This window comes from Pseudomonas sp. Z18(2022), from assembly GCF_036346535.1.
In the GTDB taxonomy this organism is placed as follows: domain Bacteria; phylum Pseudomonadota; class Gammaproteobacteria; order Pseudomonadales; family Pseudomonadaceae; genus Aquipseudomonas; species Aquipseudomonas yamanorum_A.
In genome coordinates this window covers 1-25377 of the sequence record NZ_JAOTOA010000019.1, presented here as the reverse complement: position 1 = coordinate 25377, position 25377 = coordinate 1, and the positions used below count along the sequence as shown (strand labels likewise).

22 protein-coding genes are annotated in these 25377 nt (G+C 61.3%); 6 read left to right on the top strand and 16 right to left on the bottom strand.

Going from position 1 to position 25377, the window contains the following annotated elements; genetic code table 11:
* Nucleotides 1-126: 126 nt before the first annotated feature.
* From V3W39_RS26605 to gnd, 3 genes are read right to left on the bottom strand one after another with little or no spacing between them, the layout of a single operon-like run.
* Nucleotides 127-951, bottom strand: a complete 825-nt coding sequence (locus V3W39_RS26605) for an HAD family hydrolase (RefSeq protein ID WP_330213676.1) — start codon at nt 949-951, stop codon at nt 127-129.
* Entirely contained in the window at nt 948-2471 is a 1524-nt protein-coding gene (gene zwf / locus V3W39_RS26600) for a glucose-6-phosphate dehydrogenase (RefSeq protein WP_177079593.1), read from the bottom strand. The genes V3W39_RS26605 and zwf overlap by 4 nt, the downstream gene beginning before the upstream one ends.
* Nucleotides 2468-3475, bottom strand: a complete 1008-nt coding sequence (gene gnd, locus V3W39_RS26595) for a phosphogluconate dehydrogenase (NAD(+)-dependent, decarboxylating) (protein ID WP_294734059.1) — start codon at nt 3473-3475, stop codon at nt 2468-2470. Before gnd ends, zwf begins: the two co-directional genes overlap by 4 nt.
* Nucleotides 3476-3719: 244 nt before the next feature.
* Here gnd and V3W39_RS26590 point away from each other — a divergent pair, with 244 nt between their 5' ends.
* The 4 genes from V3W39_RS26590 to V3W39_RS26575 all read left to right on the top strand — a co-directional run bounded on the left by V3W39_RS26590 (nt 3720) and on the right by V3W39_RS26575 (nt 8550).
* Nucleotides 3720-3896, top strand: a complete 177-nt coding sequence (locus tag V3W39_RS26590) for a DUF6026 family protein (protein ID WP_256348195.1) — start codon at nt 3720-3722, stop codon at nt 3894-3896.
* A gap of 153 nt (nt 3897-4049) precedes the next feature.
* The gene (locus tag V3W39_RS26585) at nt 4050-5789 is read left to right on the top strand and encodes a phosphoethanolamine transferase CptA (protein ID WP_177047719.1); all 1740 of its coding nucleotides are present in this window, start codon (nt 4050-4052) and stop codon (nt 5787-5789) included.
* Between the two features lie 155 nt (nt 5790-5944).
* Nucleotides 5945-8182 (top strand): TonB-dependent siderophore receptor, encoded by a 2238-nt coding sequence (locus tag V3W39_RS26580; RefSeq protein WP_177079590.1) that lies wholly within the window; start codon nt 5945-5947, stop codon nt 8180-8182.
* A gap of 152 nt (nt 8183-8334) precedes the next feature.
* Entirely contained in the window at nt 8335-8550 is a 216-nt protein-coding gene (locus V3W39_RS26575) for a hypothetical protein (protein WP_177047715.1), read from the top strand.
* Between the two features lie 100 nt (nt 8551-8650).
* Here the strand turns inward: V3W39_RS26575 and V3W39_RS26570 are convergent, their stop codons facing one another.
* The 4 genes from V3W39_RS26570 to V3W39_RS26555 all read right to left on the bottom strand — a co-directional run bounded on the left by V3W39_RS26570 (nt 8651) and on the right by V3W39_RS26555 (nt 11500).
* Nucleotides 8651-9142, bottom strand: coding sequence for a GNAT family N-acetyltransferase (locus tag V3W39_RS26570; protein WP_177047713.1), 492 nt, complete (start codon nt 9140-9142; stop codon nt 8651-8653).
* 91 nt (nt 9143-9233) lie between these two features.
* Entirely contained in the window at nt 9234-10367 is a 1134-nt protein-coding gene (gene zapE / locus V3W39_RS26565; protein ID WP_177079587.1) for a cell division protein ZapE, read from the bottom strand.
* 22 nt (nt 10368-10389) lie between these two features.
* Nucleotides 10390-10731 (bottom strand): nuclear transport factor 2 family protein, encoded by a 342-nt coding sequence (locus V3W39_RS26560; protein ID WP_177047709.1) that lies wholly within the window; start codon nt 10729-10731, stop codon nt 10390-10392.
* 52 nt (nt 10732-10783) lie between these two features.
* Nucleotides 10784-11500 (bottom strand): helix-turn-helix transcriptional regulator, encoded by a 717-nt coding sequence (locus V3W39_RS26555; protein ID WP_177047707.1) that lies wholly within the window; start codon nt 11498-11500, stop codon nt 10784-10786.
* Between the two features lie 181 nt (nt 11501-11681).
* Between V3W39_RS26555 and V3W39_RS26550 the strand changes: the two genes are divergently transcribed.
* A complete protein-coding gene (locus V3W39_RS26550; RefSeq protein WP_177047705.1) occupies nt 11682-12737 on the top strand; it encodes an aldo/keto reductase in 1056 nt (351 codons plus the stop codon).
* 137 nt (nt 12738-12874) lie between these two features.
* On the opposite strand, the gene pepN is transcribed toward V3W39_RS26550, so the two are convergent.
* From pepN to V3W39_RS26520, 6 genes are read right to left on the bottom strand one after another with little or no spacing between them, the layout of a single operon-like run.
* Nucleotides 12875-15532 carry an aminopeptidase N gene (gene pepN, locus V3W39_RS26545; RefSeq protein WP_330213675.1) on the bottom strand — a complete coding sequence of 886 codons (2658 nt, stop codon included), beginning with the start codon at nt 15530-15532 and terminating at the stop codon, nt 12875-12877.
* A 13-nt stretch (nt 15533-15545) separates the two neighbouring features.
* Entirely contained in the window at nt 15546-16376 is an 831-nt protein-coding gene (locus tag V3W39_RS26540) for a DUF2797 domain-containing protein (RefSeq protein ID WP_330213674.1), read from the bottom strand.
* On the bottom strand, nt 16373-16633 hold the full coding sequence (locus V3W39_RS26535) for a YeaC family protein (RefSeq protein ID WP_003217900.1): 261 nt from the start codon (nt 16631-16633) through the stop codon (nt 16373-16375). The genes V3W39_RS26540 and V3W39_RS26535 overlap by 4 nt, the downstream gene beginning before the upstream one ends.
* 15 nt (nt 16634-16648) lie before the next feature.
* Nucleotides 16649-17524 carry a rhomboid family intramembrane serine protease gene (locus V3W39_RS26530; RefSeq protein ID WP_177079583.1) on the bottom strand — a complete coding sequence of 292 codons (876 nt, stop codon included), beginning with the start codon at nt 17522-17524 and terminating at the stop codon, nt 16649-16651.
* Complete coding sequence (locus tag V3W39_RS26525) at nt 17521-18495, bottom strand: metallophosphoesterase (protein ID WP_177047834.1); 975 nt, start codon at nt 18493-18495, stop codon at nt 17521-17523. The genes V3W39_RS26530 and V3W39_RS26525 overlap by 4 nt, the downstream gene beginning before the upstream one ends.
* On the bottom strand, nt 18492-19382 hold the full coding sequence (locus V3W39_RS26520; RefSeq protein ID WP_010210870.1) for an NAD(+) kinase: 891 nt from the start codon (nt 19380-19382) through the stop codon (nt 18492-18494). The genes V3W39_RS26525 and V3W39_RS26520 overlap by 4 nt, the downstream gene beginning before the upstream one ends.
* Before the next feature lie 143 nt (nt 19383-19525).
* Here V3W39_RS26520 and V3W39_RS26515 point away from each other — a divergent pair, with 143 nt between their 5' ends.
* The gene (locus V3W39_RS26515; RefSeq protein ID WP_330213673.1) at nt 19526-20512 is read left to right on the top strand and encodes a DUF1853 family protein; all 987 of its coding nucleotides are present in this window, start codon (nt 19526-19528) and stop codon (nt 20510-20512) included.
* Here V3W39_RS26515 and V3W39_RS26510 read toward each other — a convergent pair.
* The 3 genes from V3W39_RS26510 to V3W39_RS26500 are packed head-to-tail and all read right to left on the bottom strand — an operon-like array spanning nt 20487 to nt 25204.
* Nucleotides 20487-23783 carry an ImcF-related family protein gene (locus tag V3W39_RS26510; protein WP_330213672.1) on the bottom strand — a complete coding sequence of 1099 codons (3297 nt, stop codon included), beginning with the start codon at nt 23781-23783 and terminating at the stop codon, nt 20487-20489. The genes V3W39_RS26515 and V3W39_RS26510 overlap by 26 nt on opposite strands.
* Complete coding sequence (locus V3W39_RS26505; protein WP_330213671.1) at nt 23780-24940, bottom strand: hypothetical protein; 1161 nt, start codon at nt 24938-24940, stop codon at nt 23780-23782. The genes V3W39_RS26510 and V3W39_RS26505 overlap by 4 nt, the downstream gene beginning before the upstream one ends.
* 3 nt (nt 24941-24943) lie before the next feature.
* Nucleotides 24944-25204, bottom strand: a complete 261-nt coding sequence (locus V3W39_RS26500; RefSeq protein WP_177047689.1) for a PAAR domain-containing protein — start codon at nt 25202-25204, stop codon at nt 24944-24946.
* Nucleotides 25205-25377 lie beyond the last annotated feature (173 nt).

Genomic DNA, 25377 nt, shown 5'->3' with positions numbered 1-25377 from the left:
GCTCGGCGGCTCTGGAAAGTACGCCGCCAGACCGCACAGTATATTGACTGCTATTAACACGAGTGAGTAGCCAGCCATGCAAGTTGCAACTTTGCATAGCTGGCTACTTATTACGCTGCTTGCCAATTAATAGGCCGAGAGAATAAACCGCTCAATGGCTTCCGCCGCGCCATCATCGACATTACTGCCGGTAACGACGCTGGCCTGACGCTTGACCACCTCTTCAGCCTGCCCCATGGCAATCGACAACCCGGCCACGTGAAACATCGCCGGATCGTTGCCGCCATCACCGATAGCTGCCGTCTGTTCCAGTGGCACACCGAGGTGCGCCGCAAGGGTTCTCAAGGCTTCGCCCTTGTTGGCCTTCATGGCGGTCACATCCAGGAACACCGGCTGTGAACGCGACACCTGGGCTAATCCCTCGACCCTGGGCTGCAACTGCGCCTCAAGCTCGATCAGCAGTTGGGTATTGGTACTGGCGGCAACAATCTTGTCGACCCGATCCAGATACGGCTCGAAGCTCTCCACCACGATGGCCCCATAGCCCAGGCCGTGCTCCTCGCGAACCGCCATCGGCCCGCCAGGATCGCGACGCAGCCAATCGCCGTCGGCAAACAACCAGACTTCCACCTCGGGCTGCGGCGTAAACAAGGCCAATGCCACCAGCGCGGCTTCCGCCGGCAAGTGATGCGCCACCAGGATACTGCCGTCGGGATTGACCAGCGTGCCGCCATTAAAGCCGGCAATGGGCACATCAATGCCCAGTGCTTCGACCTGCTGACGCATGGCCTTGGGCGGGCGCCCGCTGGCCAGGCTGAAAAACACCCCGGCCGCGCGCAAGGCGCGAACCGTCTCGATGGTGCGTTGACTGAGGCTGTGATCCGGATGCAGCAACGTGCCATCCATATCACTCAGGACAAACCGGATGGGTTGACTCGGCAAGTCACTCATCCGAGGCTGTGCCACGTTCGGCCATCCCGGGCCAGCAGCGCGTCAGCCGCCGCCGGGCCGTCTTCACCCGCCTTGTACGCCTGGATACCGTCGTCCTGCTTCCACGCATCGAGGAACGGCTGCACCGCACGCCAGCCGTTTTCGATGTTGTCGGCGCGCTGGAACAAGGTCTGGTCGCCGGTCATGCAGTCGTAGATCAGGGTTTCGTAACCCGTCGACGGCTGCATCTCGAAGAAGTCCTTGTAGGCAAACCCCAGCTCCACATTGGCCATGTCCAGGGTCGGCCCGGGCTTTTTCGCCAGCAGGTCGAACCACATGCCTTCATTGGGCTGGATCTGGATCTTCAGGTACGTGGGCTTGAGCTCATCGACCTCGGTATCGCGGAACTGCGCGTAAGGCGCCGGCTTGAAGCAGATGATGATCTCGGTGTCGCGGATGCTCATGCGCTTGCCGGTGCGCAGGTAGAACGGCACGCCCACCCAGCGCCAGTTGTCGATCAGCACCTTGAGGGCGACGAAGGTTTCGGTGCTGCTGTCGGGCGCAACGTTGGCCTCTTCGCGGTAGCCCGGCAATTGCTTGCCGTTGACTTCACCGGCGGTGTACTGGCCGCGAACCGAGTTGGCCCGTGCGTCTTCCAGCGACCAGGGCCGTATGGCCCCGATCACCTTGGCCTTTTCGCCCCGCACCGCATCGGCGCCAAAGGCGGCCGGCGGTTCCATGGCGATCATCGCCAGCAACTGGAACAGGTGATTGGGAACCATGTCCCGCAAAGTGCCGGTGTGCTCGAAGAAACTGCCACGGGTTTCCACGCCAACGGTTTCGGCAGCGGTGATCTGCACGTGGTCGATGTAGTGGTTGTTCCAGAACGCCTCGAACAGCACGTTGGAAAAACGGCTGATGAGGATGTTCTGGACGGTTTCCTTGCCCAGGTAATGGTCGATGCGATAGATCTGCTTCTCGCTCATCACCTTGAGCAGGCAGGCGTTCAGCGCTTCGGCGGTGGCGAGGTCGGAGCCGAACGGCTTCTCGATCACCACCCGGCGGAACGCCTCCGGGGTTTCTTCCAGCAAGCCGGCAGCGCCGAGGCGCTGCACCACTTCGGCGAAGAAGCGCGGCGCGGTCGCGAGGTAGAACACCGCGTTGCCGGTGCCGCTGTCGGAAATCTTCTTGCCGATATCGGCGTAGGTGCCGTCGTCGAGGAAGTCTCCCTCGACGTAGCTGATGCCTTTGGCCAACTGGTCCCACAGCACAGGATCCAGGGCGTTCTCGGCATTGCCCTTGACCTTGCTGGCGGCCTCAGTGCGAATGAAGTCCTCGAGCTTCTTGGCGAAGTCGGCGTCGCTGATGGCGTTGTGATCAACCCCCACGATGCGCAAGCCATCGCCCAGCAGCCCGTCGCGACTGAGGTTGTACAGCGCCGGCATCAGCAGGCGCTTGACCAAATCACCATGGGCACCAAACAGAAACAGTGTGGTGGGCGGAGCGGGTTCGGCCTTGGGTTTCTTGCCGTTGGCGGTCATTTTTTGGGTGTCTCCACATGGCCGCCAAAGCCGAAGCGCATGGCAGAAAGCATTTTGTCACCGTAGGTGCTCTGCTGACGCGAGCGGAAGCGCGCGAACAACGAGTTCGACAGCACCGGTACCGGCACCGATTGCTCCATGGCGGCTTCGATGGTCCAGCGGCCTTCGCCACTGTCGGCGACAGAACCGGAATAACCGTCGAGCTTCGGATCGGTGGCCAGTGCATCGGCGGTCAGGTCCAGCAGCCAGGACGAGACCACGCTGCCACGGCGCCACACCTCGGCGATGTCGGCAACATTCAGGTCGAAACGCTGATCTTCCGGCAGGTTTTCCGAGTTCTTGGTTTTGAGGATGTCGAAACCTTCAGCGAAGGCCTGCATCATTCCGTACTCGATACCGTTGTGGATCATCTTCACGAAGTGCCCGGAACCGGCTGGGCCCGCGTGGATATAACCACGCTCGGCACGGCTGTCCGCTGTGGCAGAACGGTCCTTGGTGCGCGGGATGTTCCCCAGGCCCGGGGCCAGGCTTTCGAAGATCGGATCCAGGAGCTTAACGGTCTCGACGTCGCCGCCGATCATCATGCAGTAGCCGCGTTCCAGGCCCCAGACGCCGCCCGAGGTGCCGACGTCGACATAGTGCAGGCCTTTTTCCGACAGGGCCTTGGCCCGGCGGATGTCATCCTTATAGAAGGTGTTGCCGCCGTCGATGATCACGTCACCGTCTTCCAGCAGTTGGCTCAGTTCTTCAATGGTGTTCTCGGTCGGGTCGCCTGCCGGCAGCATCACCCAGATTGCCCGGGGCTTTTGCAGCCCGGCCACCAGGCCAGCCAGATCGGCAACGCCCGTGGCGCCCTCGCCTGCCAAACCTTTCACGAATGCTTCATTGCGGTCGTAAACCACGGTGGTATGCCCATTGAGCATCAGGCGCCGCGCAATGTTGCCACCCATGCGGCCTAGTCCAATAATCCCCAGTTGCATGTGCTGATGCTCCTTACTACGAATAAATGTGTGTCACAGTTTATAGCGCAATGAGGCTAATGAGGGTTAGTCCAGAGCGGATTGGCATAGTTTCATGACAAAAAGTGGCCATCCTTTAGCCTTCAGTGGGATAAAAGTCACAACGACCATCAAAAATAAAAAAGTTCCCTTCGTTAAAAAAAGAATTCAGAATTGCCCCGACTGCTGCCGAGAGCCTTGAATCGAGCGCTCTGGCACCGCGATACACCGGCTATTTGCGAGGTAAGCAATGAGCACTGCACACATGACCCGTCCGCCACAGACCCTCTACGTCACCATTCGCCGTGATGAATTGCGCCAGTTGAAAGACGAACGCGATCAACTGCAGCAGGAAGTCATGCGTCTGCGTTCACACTTGCAGGGCCAGCTCAACCAGCCGTCCGGCAACCAGCCCGCTCTTTGCTGAACGTGAGCTGAACGAACCGTTCAGGAATAACTCACGAAGTTTTCACATCCCCCTCCCGATACTCCCGCCCATTAAGGCCGCGCCACGTGCGCAGGCCTTCTGCTGCGTGCTTCCTTGCGCGGCGACTGAAAAATCATTGGGTTGGAGCGCTGGATGTCGATGTTCAAACGCAGCACCACGTCTGCGAAAGGTTTTGATTGGGCCGGCCTCGGCTGGATGTTCCTGTTCTTCTGGTATTTCTCGGGCATTACCCAACTGCTGATCCAGCTGACCGGCACCTCCGGCTTCAGCGGTTTCCGCCAGGCATTCTTCATGAGCGCCCTGTGGCTGGCACCGATGCTGTTGTTCCCGCGTCGCGCGCGCCTGCTGGCGGGATTGATTGGCGTGGTGCTGTGGGCCTGCTCCATGGCCGCCCTGGGTTATTTCTTCATCTACCAGCAGGAATTCTCCCAAAGCGTCATCTTCATCATGTTCGAGTCGAACATTTCTGAAGCGGGCGAGTACGCCACCCAATACTTTGCCTGGTGGATCGTGTTGGCGTTCATTGCCCACACTGCCATGGCCATTTTCCTGTGGACCCGCGTGCGTCCGGTGTACCTGCCCCGTGGCCAGGCAATACTGGCGGCCACGGCGATCGTGATTGCCATCGTCGGTTACCCGCTGGTCAAGCAGATCGCCAAGAGCGAAACCATGGAACTGGCCATCGACCGCTTCGAAACCCGCATCGAACCGGCCGTGCCATGGCAGATGATCGTCGCCTACCGGCGCTACACCGAACAACTGGACAACATGCAAGGCATGCTGACCAGCGCCAGCAAGATCCCGCCCCTGACCAACCTCAAGGACAGCATGGCCGGCCAGCCCTCGACACTGGTGCTGGTGATCGGCGAGTCCACCAACCGCCAGCGCATGAGCCTGTACGGCTACCCGCGCAACACCACGCCGGAACTGGACAAGCTGCGCGACCAACTGGCGGTGTTCGACAACGTCATCACCCCGCGCCCCTACACCATCGAAGCGCTGCAACAGGTGCTGACCTTCGCCGACGAAGAAAACCCGGACCTGTACCTGAAAACCCCGTCCATCGTCAGCGTGATGAAGCAGGCCGGCTACAAGACCTTCTGGATCACCAACCAGCAGACCATGACCAAGCGCAACACCATGCTCACGACCTTTTCTGAACAGGCCGACGAGCAGGTGTACCTGAACAACAACCGCAACCAGAACGCGCGCCAGTACGACGGCGACGTGCTGGAGCCGTTTGCCAAGGCGATGTCCGACACCGCCGAGCGCAAATTCATCGTGGTGCACTTGCTGGGTACCCACATGAGCTACCAGTACCGGTACCCGCCGACCTTCGACAAGTTCACCGATCGCCAGGGCGTGCCTGCCGGGATCAGCGACGCACAATTGCCGACCTACAACAGCTACGACAACGCCGTGCTGTACAACGATTTCGTGGTGTCGAGCCTGATCAAGGATTACGCCAAGACCGACCCGAACGGCTTCCTGCTGTACCTCTCGGACCACGGTGAAGACGTGTTCGACTCGGCCGGCCACAGCACCCTGGGCCGCAACGAAGGCAAGCCGACGGCGCCGATGTACACCATTCCATTCATGGCCTATGCCTCGCCCAAGTGGCGCGAAAGCCATGACTGGAGCTTTGCCGGTGACTTGCAACGGCCCTACAGCAGCTCGCAGCTGATCCATACCTGGGCCGACATGGCGGGCTTGAGCTTCGATGAACTGGATCACAGCAAGAGCCTGGTCAGTGACAGCTTCAAGCCACGACCGTTGCTGATTGGCGATCCGTATGCACGCCAGCAAAAGCCGCTGATTGATTTCAGCCTGATCAAGCCAAAGACCGACGCCGCCAACGTGGTCCTCAAGTAGCTTTAACAGCCCGGGTTTCATCCGCGCAATGCGGTGAAACCCGACCTGGCTGCGGCAGAAAGATAATAATTATTCTCGTTTAGCGCTAAAGTTCCCCGCCTCCTTTCGTCTTTGAGCCAATGGCATTTTTCATAGACGACAAGGAGTTCGCCGCGATGTTCGCGCCTATTACCCGTTCCATGACCTTGACCCTGGGCCTCTTCAGCGTGGTGCTGAGCCCGGACCTGCTGGCCGAAAACGACCCCGACCAGGAATCCAAAGCGCTGGAGCTGGGCAGCACCAGCATCACCGCCGAAGGCCTTGGCGCCAACACCGAACATACCGGTGCCTACACCACAGGCTCAATGAGCACCGCCACCAAGTTGAACCTGTCCATCAAGGAAACACCGCAGTCGGTCTCGGTGATCACCCGCCAACAGATGGACGACTTCAACCTCAACACCCTCACCGAAGTGATGCGCCAGACCACCGGCGTGGTGGTGCAGCACCTGGACTCCGACCGTGTCGGCTACTCCTCCCGCGGCTACGGCATCACCAATTTCCAGATTGACGGCATGCTCAACACCTTCGGCCGCATGAAGTCCGATGCCGACACCATCATCTACGACCGGGTCGAGGTGGTACGCGGCGCCACCGGCCTGACCACCGGTGCCGGCGACCCCTCGGCCACGGTCAACATGGTGCGCAAACGCCCGACCGCACAGTGGCAGGCCAAGACGGGCGTCAGTGGCGCCTCCCACGACAATTACTACAGCTACCTGGACGTTGGCGGCCCCCTGGCCTTCGATGGGCGCCTGCGGGGCCGCACGGTGCTCGCCTACCGGGACAGCCAGTCCTATCGCGACAACTACGCGCTGCAACGGGAAGTCGGCTACGGCATCCTCGAGGGCGACCTCACCGACGACACCGTGCTGGCGGTGGGCTTCGATTACCAGAACAAGCATGTGCAGGGCACGGCCTGGGGCACCTTGCCCTACTGGAACAGCGACGGCAGCAAAGCCAAGCTGCCCCGCTCCGCCAACATCGCGGCCACCTGGAGTTCATGGCCACTGAAAGACGAAACCACCTTCGCCACCCTCGACCACCGTCTGGCCGGTGACTGGCACCTGAAGGCCGCGTACACCCACCGCGAAAGCGACACCGACGGCAAGGTCTACTACGGTGGCTCGGGCTTTCCCAATGCCGACCGCAGCGGCATGACCGCCTGGACCAGCCACATGCTCGGCACCTCGAAAATGGACGTGGTGGACTTGAACCTGGCCGGCTCCTACTCGCTGCTGGGTCGTGAGCACGAATTGATGGTGGGCTACGGCGAATCCGAGCAGCGCGATTCTTCGCCACACCTGCGCGACGGCCCGGTGCCCAAGGACTACACCAGCATCGACGACTGGAAACACATGGGCGCAATCGGCAAATTCCCCGACTCCAATACCGGCCTCAAGGGCGAACAAGGCAGCACCCGCCAGAAGGCCGGCTACCTGGCCACCCGCCTGAGCCTGACCGATCGCCTGCATGCCGTACTGGGCAGCCGTTACGGCAGTTGGGAGATTGAAAGCACCACGTACAACTACGACAAGGACACCGACCAGTACCTCGGCGCGTCAAAATCCAGCCAGACCCACAACGACATGTGGACACCCTACGCGGGCCTGCTCTACGACTTGACGCCGGAGTACACCGTCTACGCCAGCTACACGGATATCTTCAACCCGCAGAGCGAGCGCGACGCCAGCAAGAAGTACCTGGAGCCGGTGGTGGGCAGCAACTATGAAGTGGGCCTCAAGGGCAGCCTGCTGGAGGAACGTGTGAACGTGGCAGCCGCGTACTTCTGGAGCAAGCAGGACAACGTCGCGGAACTGGACAGCTCGGCCCAACCGGACGAGGAGACGGGTGAGCAGTTTTACAAATCCGGCGGCAAAGGCAACAAAGTGCAGGGCTTCGAGGTGGAAGTTTCCGGGGAGGTGCGACCTGACTGGAACCTGACCGCCGGCTACACCTACACCCACTCCCTGAACGGCGACAAGCAGCGCAATAACACCAACCTGCCGCTGAACCTGCTCCGCGTGTCCACGGCCTACCGCCTGCCCGGCGAGTGGCATGCGCTGACCGTGGGCGGCGCAGTGAACTGGCAGAGTGACTTCTACGACTTTGCCTATCGCCCGGTGGGCCGGGACACCAGTGGAACGCTGATCAGGGAACGTACACGGATCACTCAGCAGGCCTACACGGTGGTCAACCTGATGTCCCGCTACCAGTTCGACGACCACTTGTCGGCGTCACTTAATATCAACAACCTATTTGATAAAAAATATTACGAACGCGTCGGGTTTTATAATGGCGTGTATTGGGGAGACCCACGTTCCATCAGCCTTGCACTGGATTGGAAGCTCTGAGTTCATTGTCGAAACAGATTGGAAGTTAACGAAATCGTTAACTTCCGGTCAGCCCGAGGTTAACCCTTACTTAATACTATTGGCTCACAGTCTCCCCATCCCGCCGCTGACCACAACGCGCGGAACCCAACACACTTAAATGAGACACTGCCATGAAAATTTCGACTGTTATCCTTGCCGGCCTGATGACCATGACCTCCGTAGCTGCCTTCGCAGAAGGCGGTTCAGAGCGCTCGAAGGAGTTCTACAACAACTTCACGTTCGTTCAGGAACAAACCCACGGCGCGGCGCAGCAAACCGCGCTGGCTGACGGCAAGACTGCCAAGCCCGCAGCAGCCGATCAAACTACCAGTACACCCAACAGCTGATTTACCCGTAATACCCTGTGCTATTCCGCTCTGATAGCTAAGGTCAACTTGGCGCCACTTGCTGGCGCCTTTTTTTTGCCTTTGATTAACTAAACATTAATTAAAGCGGCTTACTCCAAAACAACATCCGGCCATGCTCCGGATCAAATACCGCGTCGTCAAAACCAAACTTGCGATAGGCCGACTGTGCCACCGCATTGCCTTCGAGCACCTCAAGGGTGATTTTGCAGCAGCCACGCTGACGAGCGATTTCCTCGACCTTTTGCAGCATCTTCTGGCTCAGGCCCAAGCCACGGAATTTATCCATCACCACCACGTCGTGCACGTTCACCAGCGGGCGGCAGGCAAAGGTGGAAAACCCTTCGAAGCAGTTCACCAGGCCGGCGGGCGTCCCGCCAACAAACGCCAGCACACTGAACGCATGGGCACGCTTGGCCAACTCGGCCGGCAGTTGCTCCAGGCGATCGGCCGGCAGGCTGTGGCCGCCGCCCATCGGGTCTTCGGCGTAATGGTTGAGCACCAGGCCAATGGCCTCGGCATGAACCGGATTGGTGTAGCTGGCTTGCAGCACCAGGATGTCTGCGGTGTCCATTTCCTTCCTCATTAACGGTGCAACAGGGACTCGGTCCCCATAAAAGGGATCGATTGTAAGCGGGGAGCGGGCATTAGCTGAAGGAGATTAACTACATTTCCCCGCGTGAAAGCGCGTCAGGCTCACCAAAGCGCGCCAGCTGCATCTCCTGCAAGCGGCTCAGGGTGCGCCGGAATGGAAACTCCAGGTAACCCTCGGTGTAGAGGCTTTCTAATGGCACCTTGGCCTCGATGTACAACGGCACCTTGCGGTCGTAGCACTCGTCCACCAGCGCGATGAAGCGCCGGACACTGTCGTCATGCACCGACAGCTCCGGCAGTTCCCGGTCACCGGCATCCACGCGCTGGGCGGCGTCTTCCGTGCCTCGGGCGATGCGCCCTGGACGTTTTTGCGCGCTGAGGTTGGGCACCTCTCCCAGCAGGATGGCCTTGAAACGATCACACAGCAGCATGAAATCCATGGCGGCCAGGGGCTGTTCGCACAGGTCGGCATAGCGGCACCACAGCACCGTATCGCTGGACTGCACCGCCACGATGGAGCGGTAGCCCACAGCAACCGGCGCGCGGCTGACGGCTTGCCCCTCGCTCAACTGGCGAAACACCTCGGCCAACGCCTCGGGCTGGTCAACCCAGTAACGCTGCAGCGCAGTCCCGGGATGCAGGCGATGATCTTCGCCACCGTCAACCGCCACTACCCGCATATGCTGCTTGATGGCCTCGATCCCCGGCAGAAAGCGGTCACGGTTGAAACCATCGGCATACAGCTGATCCGGAGGTTGATTGGAGGTACAGACCATCACCACACCTTCCTCGAACATCACCTGAAACAGCCGGCCGAGAATGATTGCGTCACCGATGTCATTGACGAACAACTCATCAAAACACAGCACCCGCACCTCCCGACTCAGCTCACGGGCCAGGGCCTGCAAGGGGTCGTGGGTGCCGGTGAGCTGGAACGAGCGCTGATGCACCCAGCCCATGAAGTGGTGGAAATGCTGGCGCCGCGCAGGCACCCGCAGGCTCTGGTAGAACTGGTCCATCAGCCAGGTCTTGCCCCGCCCGACCGGACCCCACAGGTACACGCCGGTGACGGGGCCATGGCCATGATGCAGGGCCTGATGGCAGTCTTGCAGGGCTTGCACCGCCTGACGCTGGGCGTCGTCGGGGACAAAACCCTGTTCGGTGATGGCGTGCTGGTAGGCGGCGAGTGGCGAGTCAAAAGTCATGCCCGGCAGTATGCCATGACGGCTACAGGGAAATATCCAATCGGGAAATCTTGCCTTGCTCATTGAGGCGGAAGGTATAGCGCAGCTCCAGCGGGCTGCCGGGAAAGCTGCCGGTGACCAGGTTGCTGACCAGCACCTTGCCCGTGCGATGCTGCACATTGAGCACCTGCACTTTGGGCTGATAGCGGCGCCCGGTGTCTTCCATCCACCGGGCAATGGCGGCGGTACCGACCTGGTGCTCGCCTTCGTCGAACACGTTGGCATCCTCGGCAAAACAGTTGACTACCAGCGAAGTGTCACCGGTATTCGCAGCGGCAATGTAAGTGGCGATCGCCGGGGCCAGTTCAGGGGTGGGTTGGGACATGGTGACAGCTCCTTGTTGGTGATTTATGGAGCCATGCTAAAGCAGCACTGTGTCAGTTCTTGTCAGGAGTAAACGGCCCGGATTCGTTCTGTTCCATCAGCTTGCGCCAGCCCCGCAACCAGTCACTGCGCCGCCCCGGATAACGCTCACCTTGCAGGCGCGCGGCGGCCACCCGGTCGGTGCGAAAGGTGCGATAGGCACCGCGCAACTCGCACCACGCGACGATCACCCGCACTTCGTTCAGAAAGCCCAGGGCCAGGGGCCAGATCAAGCGTTGGCTGGGGGTCTGGCTGGCGTCGGCGTAGTCGATATGCAGCTTGGCCTGGCCGCGAATGGCCTCGCGGAACACATTCAACGGCACGCGGTTTTCCGGGTAGCCGAAGCCTGGGGGGCCCGGCAGCAACGTGGGATTGCGCAATGCTTCCTGTGCGGCCGGGTCGAGCACGTCGGCGATCTTTGCCAGGGCATTGGCCGCCGCCTGGCTCAGCACGTCATCGCCACGCTGATCGACATACCGCAAGCCCAGCACAATGGCCTCGGTTTCGTCGGCATTGAGCATCAGCGGCGGCAGAAACAGGCCGGCACGCAGCACGTAACCCACACCCGCCTCGCCGAAAATCGGCGCGCCCAGGGCCGTCAGCTCGGCGATGTCGCGGTACAGCGTGCGTTCGGAAATCTCCAGCTCCGCCGCCAGTACGGCGGCCGTTACCGGGCGTTTTTTGCCCCGCAGGACTTGCAACAAGGTCAGCAGACGACTGGTACGCGACACGGTGATCACGCTCGAAAGAGGAAGGTGGCGCAGCTTAGCAGAGGCCTCCGTCAGAAAGTGTCAGGAGCAGCGCCCTTCCCTTCAGAAGACAAAAAAGCCCCTTGACGAAAAATATGACTAACATCATATTAAATAGATGTCACAAAACATTTAAACCAATCACAGCGTCAGGAGTTCTCTTATGCGCAATAAAGTCTTTGGCCGTCGTAGCGGCCTGCGGGTGTCGGAGCTGGCTCTGGGCACCGCCAATTTCGGCACAGGTTGGGGCCACGGCGCCGAGCGCGAAGAGTCCAAGCGGATTTACGACGGTTACCTGGAAGCCGGCGGTAATTTCCTTGATACCGCCAACGGCTACCAGTTCGGCCAATCGGAAGTGCTGCTCGGCGAGTTCATCGCCTCGGAGCGCGATCGCCTGGTGATCGCCACCAAATACACCCTGCGCACCCAGCCGCAAGACGAAGGCACGATCAAGCTGGGCAACAATCGCAAGAACATGGTGCGCGCTGTCGAGGAAAGCCTGAAGCGCTTGAACACCGACCACATCGACCTGTTCTGGGCGCATATCAGCGACAACGTCACGCCGATGGAAGAGATCCTGCGGGGTTTTGATGACCTGGTGCGTGCCGGCAAGATCCACTACGCCGGCTTGTCGAACTTCCCGGCCTGGCGCATTGCCCGCGCCGACCTGCTCGCCGAAGTACGCGGCTTTGCGCCGCTGGTAGCGATCCAGACCGAATACAGCCTGGCCGAACGCACCGCCGACCGTGAGTTGCTGCCCATGGCCGAAGCACTGGGTTTGGCGGCCACGTTGTGGTCACCGCTGGGGGGTGGTTTTCTGACCGGCAAGTACCGCAACAGCCAGGGCGATACCCGCGCCAGCAAGCTGGGGATTTTGGTTCACGCGGAAAAAAGTACACGGGAAACGGCAGTGCTCGACACCCTGCTGGCGGTTGCCGGCGAGCTGAACGCCACGCCGACGCATATCGCCATCGCCTGGCTTCGGGAAAAAGCCCGTCGTTCTACCACCGCGCTGATTCCGATCCTGGGGCCGCGTACCCGCGAACAACTGGATGGCACCCTGGGCGCGCTGACGGTGCAACTTTCGGCCGAGCAAGTGGCCCGCCTGGACGCTGCAAGCGCGATACCGCTGGGCGTGCCCCACGAGATGATCGCCGAGCGCTTCCCGCGCTATACCGCTGACGAGGCCCAGGACCTGCGCTGGCCGCCGGTTATCTAAAAACACTTGTGGCGAGGGAGCTTGCTCCCGCTGGAGTGCGCAGCGCTCCCAAGATTTTGGGGCCGCTACGCAGCCCAGCGGGAGCAAGCTCCCTCGCCACATATGAGTGCTCAGCCTTAAAAAAGCGGCGGTCTCAGTTACGCGAGGCTCTTGCTCACCACTTCAAACACATCGCTGGACAGCTCGCCGGAAGCGCGAATCCGCTCCAGCTCACCTTTCATCAACGCCTGCCGCGCGCTGTCGTATTTGCGCCAGCGGGTCAACGGCGCCAACTGCCGCGAAGCAATCTGCGGGTTGAAGCCGTTCAACTGGATCACCAGGTCCGCCAGGAAGCGATAACCCGAGCCGTCTGCTGCGTGGAAGTTGATCAGGTTCTGCCCGGCAAACGCGCCGACCAGCGCTCGCACCTTGTTCGGGTTCTTGATATTGAACGCCGGGTGCTGCATCAACGTCTTGACCCGCTCCAGCGCACCCGGCAAACCGCTGCCGGCCTGCACGCTGAACCACTGGTCCATGACCAGCGGGTTGTCCTTGAAGTTCTCGGCGAACACCGCCAGGGCCTTGGCCTTCTCTTCTTCGAACGGCGAGTTGACCAACACCGCCAGGGCCGTCAGGCGCTCGGTCATGTTGTCGCAGGCATCGAACTGCTCAAGGGTCGCCGCCAGCACTTCAGGCTTGCCACTGAGCATCAGGTACGACAGTGCGATGTTCTGCAAGGCGCGACGGGCAAAGTGTTCCGCCTCGGCCACGTACGGGGTTTTCTTCGACAGGTCGCGATTGGCCTGGTAGCGCAACCACAGGCCTTCGAACAGGTGCTCGGCCAGTTGCTTGCGGGCAAACTCGCGGGCCGCGTGGATGGCGTCGACATCCGCCACTTCGCTGATTTCGGTCAGGTAGGCTTCACTCGGCAGCGACAGCATCTCGGCAACCATCGCCTGGTCCAGGCTTTCATCGCTCAATACGCTGCGCAGTGCAGTGATCAGGCGTTGATCCAGCACCAGCGCCTTGCCTTGCTGATGTTGGCCGATCAGCTCCTGCAACACTTGCACCGACAGTTGCTGGCCGGCGTCCCAGCGATTGAACCCATCGCTGTCGTGCTGCATGAGGAACATCAGTTGGTCGCGGTTGTACGGGAAGCTCAGCTTCACCGGCGCCGAGAAGCCACGCAGCAACGAAGGCAGCGGATGTTCGGCGATATCGACAAAGGTGAACGTCTGTTCGGCTTCGGTCACCGAGATCACCCGGGACGTGGCGCCCGCAGCGGCTTCACCGGCCAGGCGCAAGGCGATGCCCGCGCCCTTCCCGTCCAGCAGGCCCAGTTCGACCGGAATCACGAACGGCAGCTTTTCCACCTTATCCGGGGTTTGCGGGCAGCTTTGACGGAAGGTCAGGCTGTAGGTTTTTGCCGCCGCGTCGTAGGACTCGCTCACCGCCAGGCGTGGCGTGCCGGCCTGGCTGTACCAGCGTTTGAACTGGGTCAGGTCGGCACCGTTGGCGTCTTCCATGGCCTTGATAAAGTCATCGCAGGTCACGGCCTGGCCGTCGTGGCGTTCGAAGTACAGGTCGCTGCCCTTGCGGAAGCCTTCGGCGCCGAGCAAGGTCTGGATCATGCGGACGACTTCCGAGCCCTTTTCGTACACAGTCAGGGTGTAGAAGTTGGAGATTTCGATAAAGCCATCTGGACGCACGGCGTGAGCCATGGGGCCTGCGTCTTCGGCGAACTGGTGAGTGCGCAGGTAGGCCACGTCCTGGATACGCTTGACCGTCGCAGAGTTCATGTCGGCAGAGAATTGCGAGTCACGGAACACCGTGAAGCCTTCCTTCAGCGACAGCTGGAACCAGTCGCGGCAGGTCACGCGGTTGCCCGACCAGTTGTGGAAGTATTCGTGGGCGACAATCGCCTCCACACGCTGGTGCGCAGCGTCGGTAGCAGTTTCGGCGCGGGCCAGCACGGCGCTGGAGTTGAAGATATTGAGGCCCTTGTTCTCCATGGCGCCCATGTTGAAGTCGTTGACCGCCACGATCATGAAAATGTCGAGGTCGTATTCACGGCCATAGGCTTCTTCGTCCCAGCGCATGGACTTCTTCAGGCTGTTCATGGCGTGCTGGCACTTGTCGATGTTTTCCGGCTCGACATAGATACGCAGCGCCACGGTGCGCTCGGTCAGGGTGGTGAAGGTGTCTTCCACACACCACAAATCACCGGCCACCAGTGCGAACAGGTACGCCGGTTTCTTGAACGGGTCTTCCCAGGTCGCCCAGTGCCGGCCGTCTTCGCCGGGGCCGGAAGCAATCGGGTTACCGTTGGACAGCAGCACCGGGTAGCTGTGCTGTTCGGCGATCACCGTGGTGGTGAACACGCTCATCACGTCCGGGCGGTCGAGGTAATAGGTGATCTTGCGGAAGCCTTCGGCCTCGCACTGGGTGCAGAACATGCCGCTGGATTTGTACAGGCCTTCCAGGGCGGTGTTGGTTTCCGGGTGGATCTTCACCGTGGTGTCGAGGGTGAAGGTCGCGCTGGTGGGGTGCACGGTCAGGTGGCTGTCGCTCAACTGGTAGTCCGCGTCGGTCAGTTCCTGGTCGGCCAGGTTCACGCTCAACAGCTCAAGCTGTTGCCCGTCCAGCACCAATGGCGGCAAGCCGGCGCCACGCTCGGGGTTGCGGCGCATCACCAGTTGCGCGTGGACCAGGCTGTGGTCCTCGAACAACTCGAAGGTCAGGTGCGTCTCGTCGATCAGGTAGTCCGGCGCCTGATAGTCCTTCAGGTAAATCATCTTCGGCTGTTCGGTGCGCATGTCTGTCGTCCTTCTACTGATGCACGGCGAGCTGGTAGGCCGTGTATTTACGAATGTTGATCACGCCGGTATCGAAGATCAGGTATTGGCCCTTGATCCCCATCAGCGTGCCTTCGGCAATCGGGTTCTTGTCCAGGTTGAAGCTGACGATCTTGGTCGGATACTGCTCGATCGGGTAGCGGATTTCGATCGGTTCGATGTCGCTCACCGGTTGGATGGCCTGCAGGCCAAAGCGTTCCTGCAAACCGAGCAAGCCTTCGGCACAGCTGGCGAACAGTTCGTCGCGCACCTGCGCAAGATCCACCGCCTGGGCGTCGCCCTTGAGCAGCGCGCGCCAGTTGGTCTTGTCGGCCACCTGGCTGCGGAACAGGTCTTCGACGAAGCCCGACTGCTGGCGCGTGGCAACGCGCATGATCGGCAGCGCCTGGCTGGCACCCTGGTCCAGCCAGCGGGTTGGCAGCTGGCTGGCGCGGGTGATGCCGACCTTGATCCCCGACGAGTTCGCCAGGTACACCACGTGGTCGGTCATGCAGAATTTTTCACCCCAGGCCGGATCGCGGCAGGTGCCGGCGTCGTAATGGCAGCGCTCGGGGCTCATGATGCACAGGTCGCACTGGGCCAGTTTGGTCATGCACGGGTAGCAGTAACCCTGGCTGAAACTGGTCTTGGTCTTGCGACCGCAATGGGTGCAATGGATCGCACCGAGGTATTCCAGGCGCACGGTGGTGCCGATCAACGGGTTGACCGGCACCTCGGTATCGCCGAGGCGAAACGCGTATTGAACGGTCGGCTCACCCAACTGCGCCGACATTTTGCTGACTGCACCACGGCCAATCTCAATCAATGGATGGCATCCGACTTGAACAGGATGTTCGGCACCGGCGCCGACTTCGAGGCGCATTCCTGCGGGCCCATGTAGCCGGTGCGCTGGTCTTCCGGCAGGTTCTGCAGTTCCCAGGCGATGACCGCCTGCAACGACAGTTCACGCTGCTCGGCGGTGAGCTTGCGGCCATCGGACCATTTGCCGATTTCCACGGCGAGCTTGAGGCTCTCGTAGATGTCCGGGGTGATGTTTTCGATCATTTCGACAAAAGAGGACATAAGACTCTTCCTTAACTAAATAGGAGACATTTTGCGGCGGCTGTACAAGCCACCCAGCAAACCGGTCAGACACCCGATTACCAGGCCGCCCACGTGGGCCGCATTGGCGATTTCGCCGAAGCCGATCATCGAGACCAGGCCCGACAGGCACAGCACCAGCCACACCAGCATCATCACCAACACCCCGCGAGGCAGGCGATACGCCGGATTAGGCGACAACAGTTGATAGATCCAGCAATGCCCGAGCAAGCCGTACAGCACGCCGGACAACCCGCCAAACAGGCCGGGGCCGCCAAAATAGTATTGAGCGTAGTTCGACACCAGGCTGAACAACAGCGTCAGGCCCAGCAGGTTGATGCTGCCCTGGCGCAGCTCAATGCGCCGCCCCAGTTCCCAGTACCACATGCCGTTCATGGCCAGGTGCAGGATGCCGAAGTGGATCAGCATCGGCGTGACCAACCGCCACCACTGCCCCGAGGCCAGGCTGTCGGCCAACGGGGTGAAACGGATGTACTCGCCCACCACGCTGAACGGCAGGAAAGTCAGCCAGCTCATGGCTTGCAGGTTGTCCCCCAGCAGCGTGACGGCGGCGACGATGATGCTCAGCAGCAGGATAAGTCCGGTCACCGGGCTGTGGCGCAACTGCTGGACAAAACCCGGACGCCTGGTCGACGTTTCCTGCACCGGAATATCCAGTTGCTGGTCCGGGTCGCCGGCCGGGAAACGCTGGTACAAGACCTTCACGTCATCACTGATGGAGTCGGGTACCCACAACACCTGCTCCCCGGCCTCTTCGCTGACGCGATGGGGCACTTGCATGCGTTGCAGCAGCTTGACGAAACCACTCAAGTCCACCGCCAGCGGCAAACGTAAAACAGCCACGGTACTCATGAAATAACCTCAGGGCGCTCGACATCGACCCAAACAAATTTACGTGGGTCCAGGCGGGTTTCCTGATCCAGCCGGTAGGCCACCAGCTTGCCGTACAGCACCGCGCTGTAGTCCAGGCAAGCCAGGTTCGGGCGGATCGGCGCCGGTTTGCCGCTGCGCCAGTAGTGGCCGACGAACAGCAACGGCTCATCGACGCCGTAGCGCAGCAGGGAATTCTTTTCAGTGGACGACAGTGGCGTGGCGGCCACCGGTTCTGGCAGCGCATCGGGCTGGAACACGATGTCGCCGTAGGTCTTGGGGTCGTCTTCCCAGAATTTTGTACGGAAAAACGAGCGCGTCAGGCCGTCGCCACCGGTCAGGGTCATGCCGTCCGGCAGGCGCATATCGGTGCCGCGCAACAGGCGGTCGAAGGCATTGCTGGCAAAACTGCCGGGCACGGCGGCGGCTTGCAGGAAGTGCTGGTCGATGCAGCCGTCCGGGAAATGCGCGCGCAGGGGTTCGATAAAGCCGTTGTCCCAGCAGGCGTGCACCACGCGGAATCGCCCGGCATCGACAAACAGCGGCATGTCGTAGAACCAGCCGAGGAAATCGTGCCAGTCCGCCGGATGCTGTTCGAACTGGGTCAGGGTTTCGTGGATCAATCGCGCATGGCGTGGCGTGTGTTCGCGCACAAACTGCTTGCCGCTGCCCGGAGTCGCCGGCGTGCTCCAGCCCAACGCATTGAACTCATGGTTGCCCATGATGCACAGCGCCTGGCCGGCCTCGGTCATGTCGTGGACGATATGCAGCGCCTCGCGAATGCGCGGGCCACGGTCGATGATATCGCCGAGGAACACGGCCATTCGCGACGGATGGCGCCAGGTGCCGCCCTGCTTGTGGTAACCCAGTTGCTCAAGCAAGTGCTCAAGGGTATGAGCGCAACCGTGCACGTCACCAATCAGGTCGTAGCTACGCGCGGGATCGAGCATCAGTCGCCTCCACCCCCCAAGCGGCTGCCCCAGCCCAGCTTGGTGCGGCACACTTCGTAGTAGTTGTGGTCCAGCGGGTGGATCAACCGCAACTTCTGTGCCTTTTTGCTCACGGTGATGGTGTCACCGGGGGCGCAGGTAAAATGGTTCTGCCCGTCGCAGGAGACTTGCGGGTAGATCTGCATGTCTTTGGACACCACGATTTTCAGCTCACTGTTGCCGTCGACCACAATCGGTCTGCTGGACAACATATGGGGGTACATCGGTACGATCACAATGGCATCCAGCTTGGGATGCATGATCGGGCCGCCGGCAGACAGCGCGTAGGCCGTCGAACCGGTGGGCGTAGCGACGATCAGGCCGTCGGCCTTCTGGCTGCACACGAACTGGCCGTCGATGTACAACTCGAACTCGATCATCCGGGTCGACTTGCCGGGGTGCAGCACCACGTCGTTGAGGGCGTCGCCCTGGCCGATGGCTTCGCCGTGGCGGCGCACTTCGGCTTGCAGCAGGAAGCGGTTTTCCACCAGGTAGTGGCCGTCCAGCACCTTGGCCACTTCGACTTCCAGGTCGTCGGGGCGAATATCGGTGAGGAACCCCAGGCTCCCGCGGTTGATCCCCAGCACCGGCACGTTATGCCGCGCCAGCGCACGGGCGGCGCCCAGCAGGCTGCCGTCGCCGCCCACCACGATCACCATGTCGCAGACTTCGCCGAGCATCTTGCGCGACGAGGTTTGCAGGCCATGGCCCGGGAGGATTTCAGCGATGGTGTCTTCGAGGATCACATGCAGGTGGCGCTCGAGCAGAAACTTTTTCAGCCGGCGGACGGTGTCCAACACCTGGGTACTGCCCAGGCGACCGATAATGCCGATATTGCGAAATTGCTCCATGGGGCTCCTGCGGGGTTCGGGTTCTGCAAAAAAGAACGATTATGGGCGAAAGCCGGCGTTACACAAAATCCTTTGTCGCCGCAAACCCCAGACGACAACGGTTCTCAGCCCCCTTCCCGGCCGTAAAAGGCTATGCTCGGACCATGACCCTGTTCCCTGATCTGCAGCACCTGCCCCGCCAACTGCGTCACCCCGAGGTGCGCGACCTCGCGTGGGTGGTGCTCGCCCCGCCGATGCTCGCGCAGACGCCGTGGCCGCAGCGTCACCCGCTGACCGGCAGCGACTGGGTGCAGGCCCCGCATAGGCTGGAGCACTGGCTGCGGCAACTGGACCAGGACAGCAGCGCCTTGCTGCACTGGCTGAGCCAGGCGCGCACCCGACGATTGGGCCTGTATTACGAACGGCTGTGGCAGTTTGCGGTGCAACACGCGCCGGGCGTGGAATTGCTGGCAGCCAACCTGCCGATCCGCCAGGCCGGGCATACCCTGGGCGAACTGGACATGCTGCTGCGTGACCGCGATGGCGTGCACCACTTGGAACTGGCGATCAAACTTTACCTGGGGCCCCAGGACGGCGACGGCCAGGACACGGCGCAATGGCTCGGCCCCGGCTGCCATGACCGGTTGGACCGCAAGCTGGCCCATCTGGCCCAGCATCAATTGCCGATCTCCGCCCGGCCGGAGAGCCGGGAAGTGCTGGCGGCCCTGGATATCCAGGCCTTTGATGCGCATCTATGGCTGGGCGGGTATTTGCTCTACCCCTGGCCTGGCCTGGCGCACGCGCCGGTGGGCGCACATCCGCAGCACCTGAACGGGCGCTGGCTGCATCAGCGCGATTGGTCGAGGTTTATCGAGCAGAGTCCCGCCGGTCGTTGGCAACCGCTGCCCCGCCACGCATGGCTGGCGCCGGCGCACTACGCGGCGGACGAAGCCTGGGATGCGGCCCGGATGCAACACTGGCTGACCGAACTGGACCCCATGGCACCTGCACAATTGCTGGTGCGCCTGGTGGAAAACAGCGAGGGCGAGTGGGAAGAAGCTGAACGGCTATTCCTGGTGGCGGACCTGTGGCCAAACGTACCCGGGAAGATCACATCCCCGGGGTTCATCCTTCACTCCGCTCCCCCGTAAGAAAAATCTGCGCCGGCAACGTAAAACCCCGCAATTTCAACAACGCCAGCGGTCCGGCGTCCAGTTCTGTGCGCAGGTGCCAGGTCAGATCCAGGCCGTCCGGCGCCTTGAGCACCATGCGGTAGCGGCTATCGCCATCGTCCAGTGCGGTAAGCCGGGCTTTTTCCAGCAGGCGAATCAAGCCCCAGGTGCCCTGGTAGTCACCGAACAAACGTTCTCCGGTGTGCACGCTGGTCCAGGTCAGGCTCGCTCCCGGATAGTCGCTGCGCCCGGGCCAGTTGAAGCGTTGCCAACTTTCTTGCTGGTTGAAGTAGTGGTGCCGTTCGCCGTTGAGGATGAAGGTGGTTTGCACGATGTCTCGGGCAGCCTTGCCCTGGAGTTCGAAACTCAGGCCCATGCCACCGTCGGTGTAGAGCACATCGGCAAGGTCGCTCAGTTGGTTGATAGCCGCGAGAAACTGCGGATTGAAGCGCAGGCCCTGGCTGTGCCGGTCGGCCACCCAGCGGTTGCCCTCCTTACGCAACACGCCGCCCAGTTGGCTCTGGAGAAACTGTTCGATGCGCCCCGAGTCGGCGCGGATCATTTGGCCGAGCATCGGTAACGAGGCGTCGCTGGCGGTGGCGGCAAACGGGTAGCGGCTGGCGAAAGCGCTGTGCCAAGGCGTGACAATCGCACGCTGCCACTGGCGATTGAGGCTCGCGGCTGAGGGTTGCAGCACGCGCTGCCAAGCGTGATCCAGGGGCTGCACGAACAGCGTTTCACCCAAACCTGACCACTCGGCGCCGAGGCTGGCGGCGATCAGGCTGCCGTAGGATTGGGTGTCAGTCAGGTCGATGCTCTTGCCCTGGAACACGCTTTGCGCCAAGGCTTGGGTCATGCCCTGCGGATCAGGTGCGTGGCTGATTTGTTGCAGCTTCAGACGGGCACGGGTGACCTGGGTGAGGAAGGTGTGCAGGTTGAGGCTCTTCTCTTGGCTCATCAGGGAGAGCAGCGGGCCAAACGTCGCCTCCAACGGGCCGGTCTGCAGTGGTGGGTCGATCATCTCCACCTTGTCCTGGCCAATCAGTTGCTGGGCGGATTTCACCAACGTGTCTTTCAGCCCTTGGCCACGGGTGCCGGCCTGGCCCTGGTAGGCCACGGTGTTCATCAGTGCGATCAACGGCGATTGGCGGGCGTCGCTCATCAGGGTCAATTGGTCGATGACATCGGGCAGGCTGTCTGAGGGATGCCAGCGCAGGCTGTTGAGGAAGTCCAGCCAGGCGCTGGCGTAGTCGTCGAAGTAGCGCTCGGTGAGGCGTTTTTTCAGCATGGCCGGCGTCAGGTCGCTGGCGATATCACTGAGCTGGTCGCTTAGAACCCAGTCGATTTGTTCGCGACGGGCTTCGGCAATGTCGTCGATGGCCCGGCTCACCTGGCCCTCCCAGGCTTGTCGGGTGAACACCCCGGGTACGCGGGCATCGCTGGAAAACAACGCCTGGGCGTCGGTGGCACCGACCATTTGGCGCAGCTCCAGGGCGGGTGAGTGATTGATGGAGGCGTCGAGCACCTGTTGGTACAGGCTGGCTTCGGCATTGCGCTGGCCGAGTTGGCCGAGGAGAACTTGCCGGGCCTGGGCGATCAGCTGCGGGTCGGCCGGGATGCGCCACTCGGGATGCGCGGACAGTTGCTCGCTGTAGAACTGCCAGAGATCGGGCGACAGGGTTTGCCACAAGCCGGGGGAGACGCCGGGACGCAACGGTTCGGCGTCATTGAGGGTTTTAGCGAGGAATTCGGCGTCGGTTTTTTCCGGATGCGCCAGCATCAGGTAGGCCTTGAGCTGGCCGTAGGCGACCCGGGCCTCGCTGGCGCGCTCGGGACTGTCCGGCGCAAGCTGGATCAAAGCCATGAGTTGGCGTTGCAGGTTAGCCGCAGCCGGATCGCGCATCAGGCGGTGGTTGGCGTCGACATAGCGCGGCCACAGGGTGTCGAGCAGGGCCTGGTTCTGGTTCAGGCCAAAACGTTGGTGCCAGGGCGTACCGTGTTCGGCGCGGTAGTCCAGCCGACCGAGTTCGCGGGTCAGCTCGTGCAAGGCCCGGAACTGTTCGTCGCCTTGTCTGGAGTGCTGCAACGCAGTCAGCGAGGTTTGCACGTGGCTGATCAGGGCCCGGTTGCTGGCGTAGGACAGCAGCAGGCCGGCGGCCCACACCAGCGCCAGGCTCATGGCCAGGGCGTAGCCGATACGCGGGGTGCTCCAGCCGACGCGGCTGATAGAGGGTTTGTCCCGCAGAACGCCTTCCCAGGCCGGGTCGATGGGCCAGAAATGATCCTTGGAAATGCGCTCCACCGGCAGACTGAACCACAAGCCACGCAGGGGCACACCACGGGCGAACTGACCGAATAACGGTGCGAGCGCCTGACACCAGCGGGAAATGCCTTCGGCCCCCAGATCGCGGGCCAGACGCAGGAGGAAGTCGTGGGCGTTGTTGATTTTCATCTGGGCCCAGCCCGCGTTGCGCAGGGGCTCGATGAGGGCGGCGAGACGGGTTTCGAGGGCGGCGGCGGTGAGTTTTTGCGGCAGCTGGCAGCCGACAGCGTCGACCTGACGTTTGGCTTGCGGCCATTGGCTGTCGCAGACCTGCCAAAGATGGAGCGGGAGTTGCCAGCGCAGCCCAGCGGACAGGTACCGCAAGTAGCGAACACCGGCGGCCATCGCAGCATCGTCAGCGCTTTGATCGCTGCTGAGCGCCCAGACGACACCGTCCAGGGCGCGCCAGCGGCTCAGTGCACGCCACTGCGCCAGCAATGACTCATCCAGTTTGGTATGCACGCTGCCGCCCCACAACAGGACGGTGTTTTGTCCTTCCAGCCAGTGGTCCTGGGTCAGGCTGGGGGCGATGGCGGTAATCTGTTCAGGCTCGCCGAAGACGATAAAAAAACGCACCTTAAGGCGCCAGAAGAAGCCGTATTTCACGTGAAGCGAACAGATAAGCTCATCGAGCTTAAAAGCCGGCTTATGCGATGGCGTCAAAGGCGCGTCCGGTTGAGGATAGACCTTATCCACCTGGCCCTGATCACGATGGTTGAGTCGCTTGAGCTGTATCAACAGACGTGGTGCAAAAAGCCCGACCGCAGCCATAAGAATGATCAGCAAGAAAACAGAAATCCTTTGCCCTGGCTCCAGTAATCCCACCTCCTGACCATACCTCCAGATCACCCAACCTAACACCGAGGTCAATGCAACGGCCCATACCGACGTGCCAATCAGGCGCCACGAATTGCTTCCCTGCTTCATGCCAACTCTCCAGTGGTAACGGTGCTGATCCAATGCCGCGTTTCGTCCCGAGTCAGCAACAGCAAAGGCCGTTGCTGATGTCGGGCGACTTCAATCCCAAGGGCTGCCACCAGCCAGTGGCTGAAAGGTCCCGAGCGTCCCCAGAGGTATTCCTGAATCCATAGTTGCCCAGCCGTCAGTGATGCGCCGCAATGGCCGCTGATAGCCGCGACATCGCCGGTCAATGGATGCCAGTCTGCGTCGTCCGCCAACACGCTTGAGGCCTGACGCGCGATGGGCTGGGTTTGCATGAACAGCGTCAGTTCGTTCTTTAACTGGGTGGTGTCCAACGGCATCGGTCGCAACAACCTTCCCTGCACAGGCAGCTCCCACTCAGATGCCAGCCTGTCCGGACACAAAAGCAAAGCCGCCAATCCATCGGAATACGCCACCTCGCCGCGTACCTGCAACACCAGGATCAACTGAAGGGCCGGGCTGGCCGTCTTCAATATGTCGTCAATCCACTGGTAGGGCAGTTCATCAGTCACGGTGAGTTTTTCCGGTATGGGCGTGCCCATCACGGCCACCCAGCTCTGCTTCCAGGCATCGCGCAGCGCCAAGTGATGCATGGGCTCGACATCACTCAACAAGGTGACGTGCAGCGCCCGACCCGCAGGCAGAGCCAGCAATGTCGCGTCCAGCGCCTGAAGCAGCAACTGCAACCCCGTTAGCGCACGCACATGCGGGATCAACAATGCCGTAATGCGCCTTGCTTGCCCGCTACGGTTTGGAAAGCTGACAGCGCCTTGCGCCAGCGCGCTGGCAGACACCTGATCCGGCAGCAGCACGCAACTGCCGCACACCGCCATATACCGTTGCGCCCAGCCCTGCCAGGCCTGTTGCGCAACCAGTGCCTCCTCCTCAAGAAACTGCTGATGACTCAGCGCACTACCGTAGAAGTAAGCGCGCGCGCCAAACGCGAGGAGCCAGATCAGCAAGGGTGAGCCGGACACCGCCCAGATGTTCACGGCGTGCAGCGGCGGCACGCGCTCAGAGGCGTACAGCAAGAACAGCAGCACACTGGCCAGCACCGCCACGACCGCCGCCAATATCCAACGGCCCACCACAATCGGTGCCGGAACTTCCCCCCTATCGGGTGCCTGACGATCCCAGCCCATGGCTCAATCCACCCTGCAATCGGAAGCACTGGAAATCACCTGGCAACCGCACTCGCTGTGACAGCCGTTGACCACCATCGCCCGACCGTTTTCAGACCATTGATCGGTACCCTCGGTAATCGCGTTACGCCCATGCAGGGGGCAACTGACTTCGTCACCGACTAAAGCCACGAGCCTGCCATTTACGAACATAGTGGAAGACGCCGAGATCACTTCGCCGTCGTGGGTGGTTTTATCACCCAGCAAAACAAATTCTTGGGACATACGAATTAATTCCAATGGTTAAGACTGGGCCAATGACTGGCTGTAAGGGTCGTAGGGAAGAAGCACGGTGACGGGGGCGAACAGCCTTGTACCGCGCAGCCAGACGGGTGACGTGACCCCGGTAAATAGAGTGATGAATCCGAAGGGAAGAACCATGTTCATTTTTGCGCCTG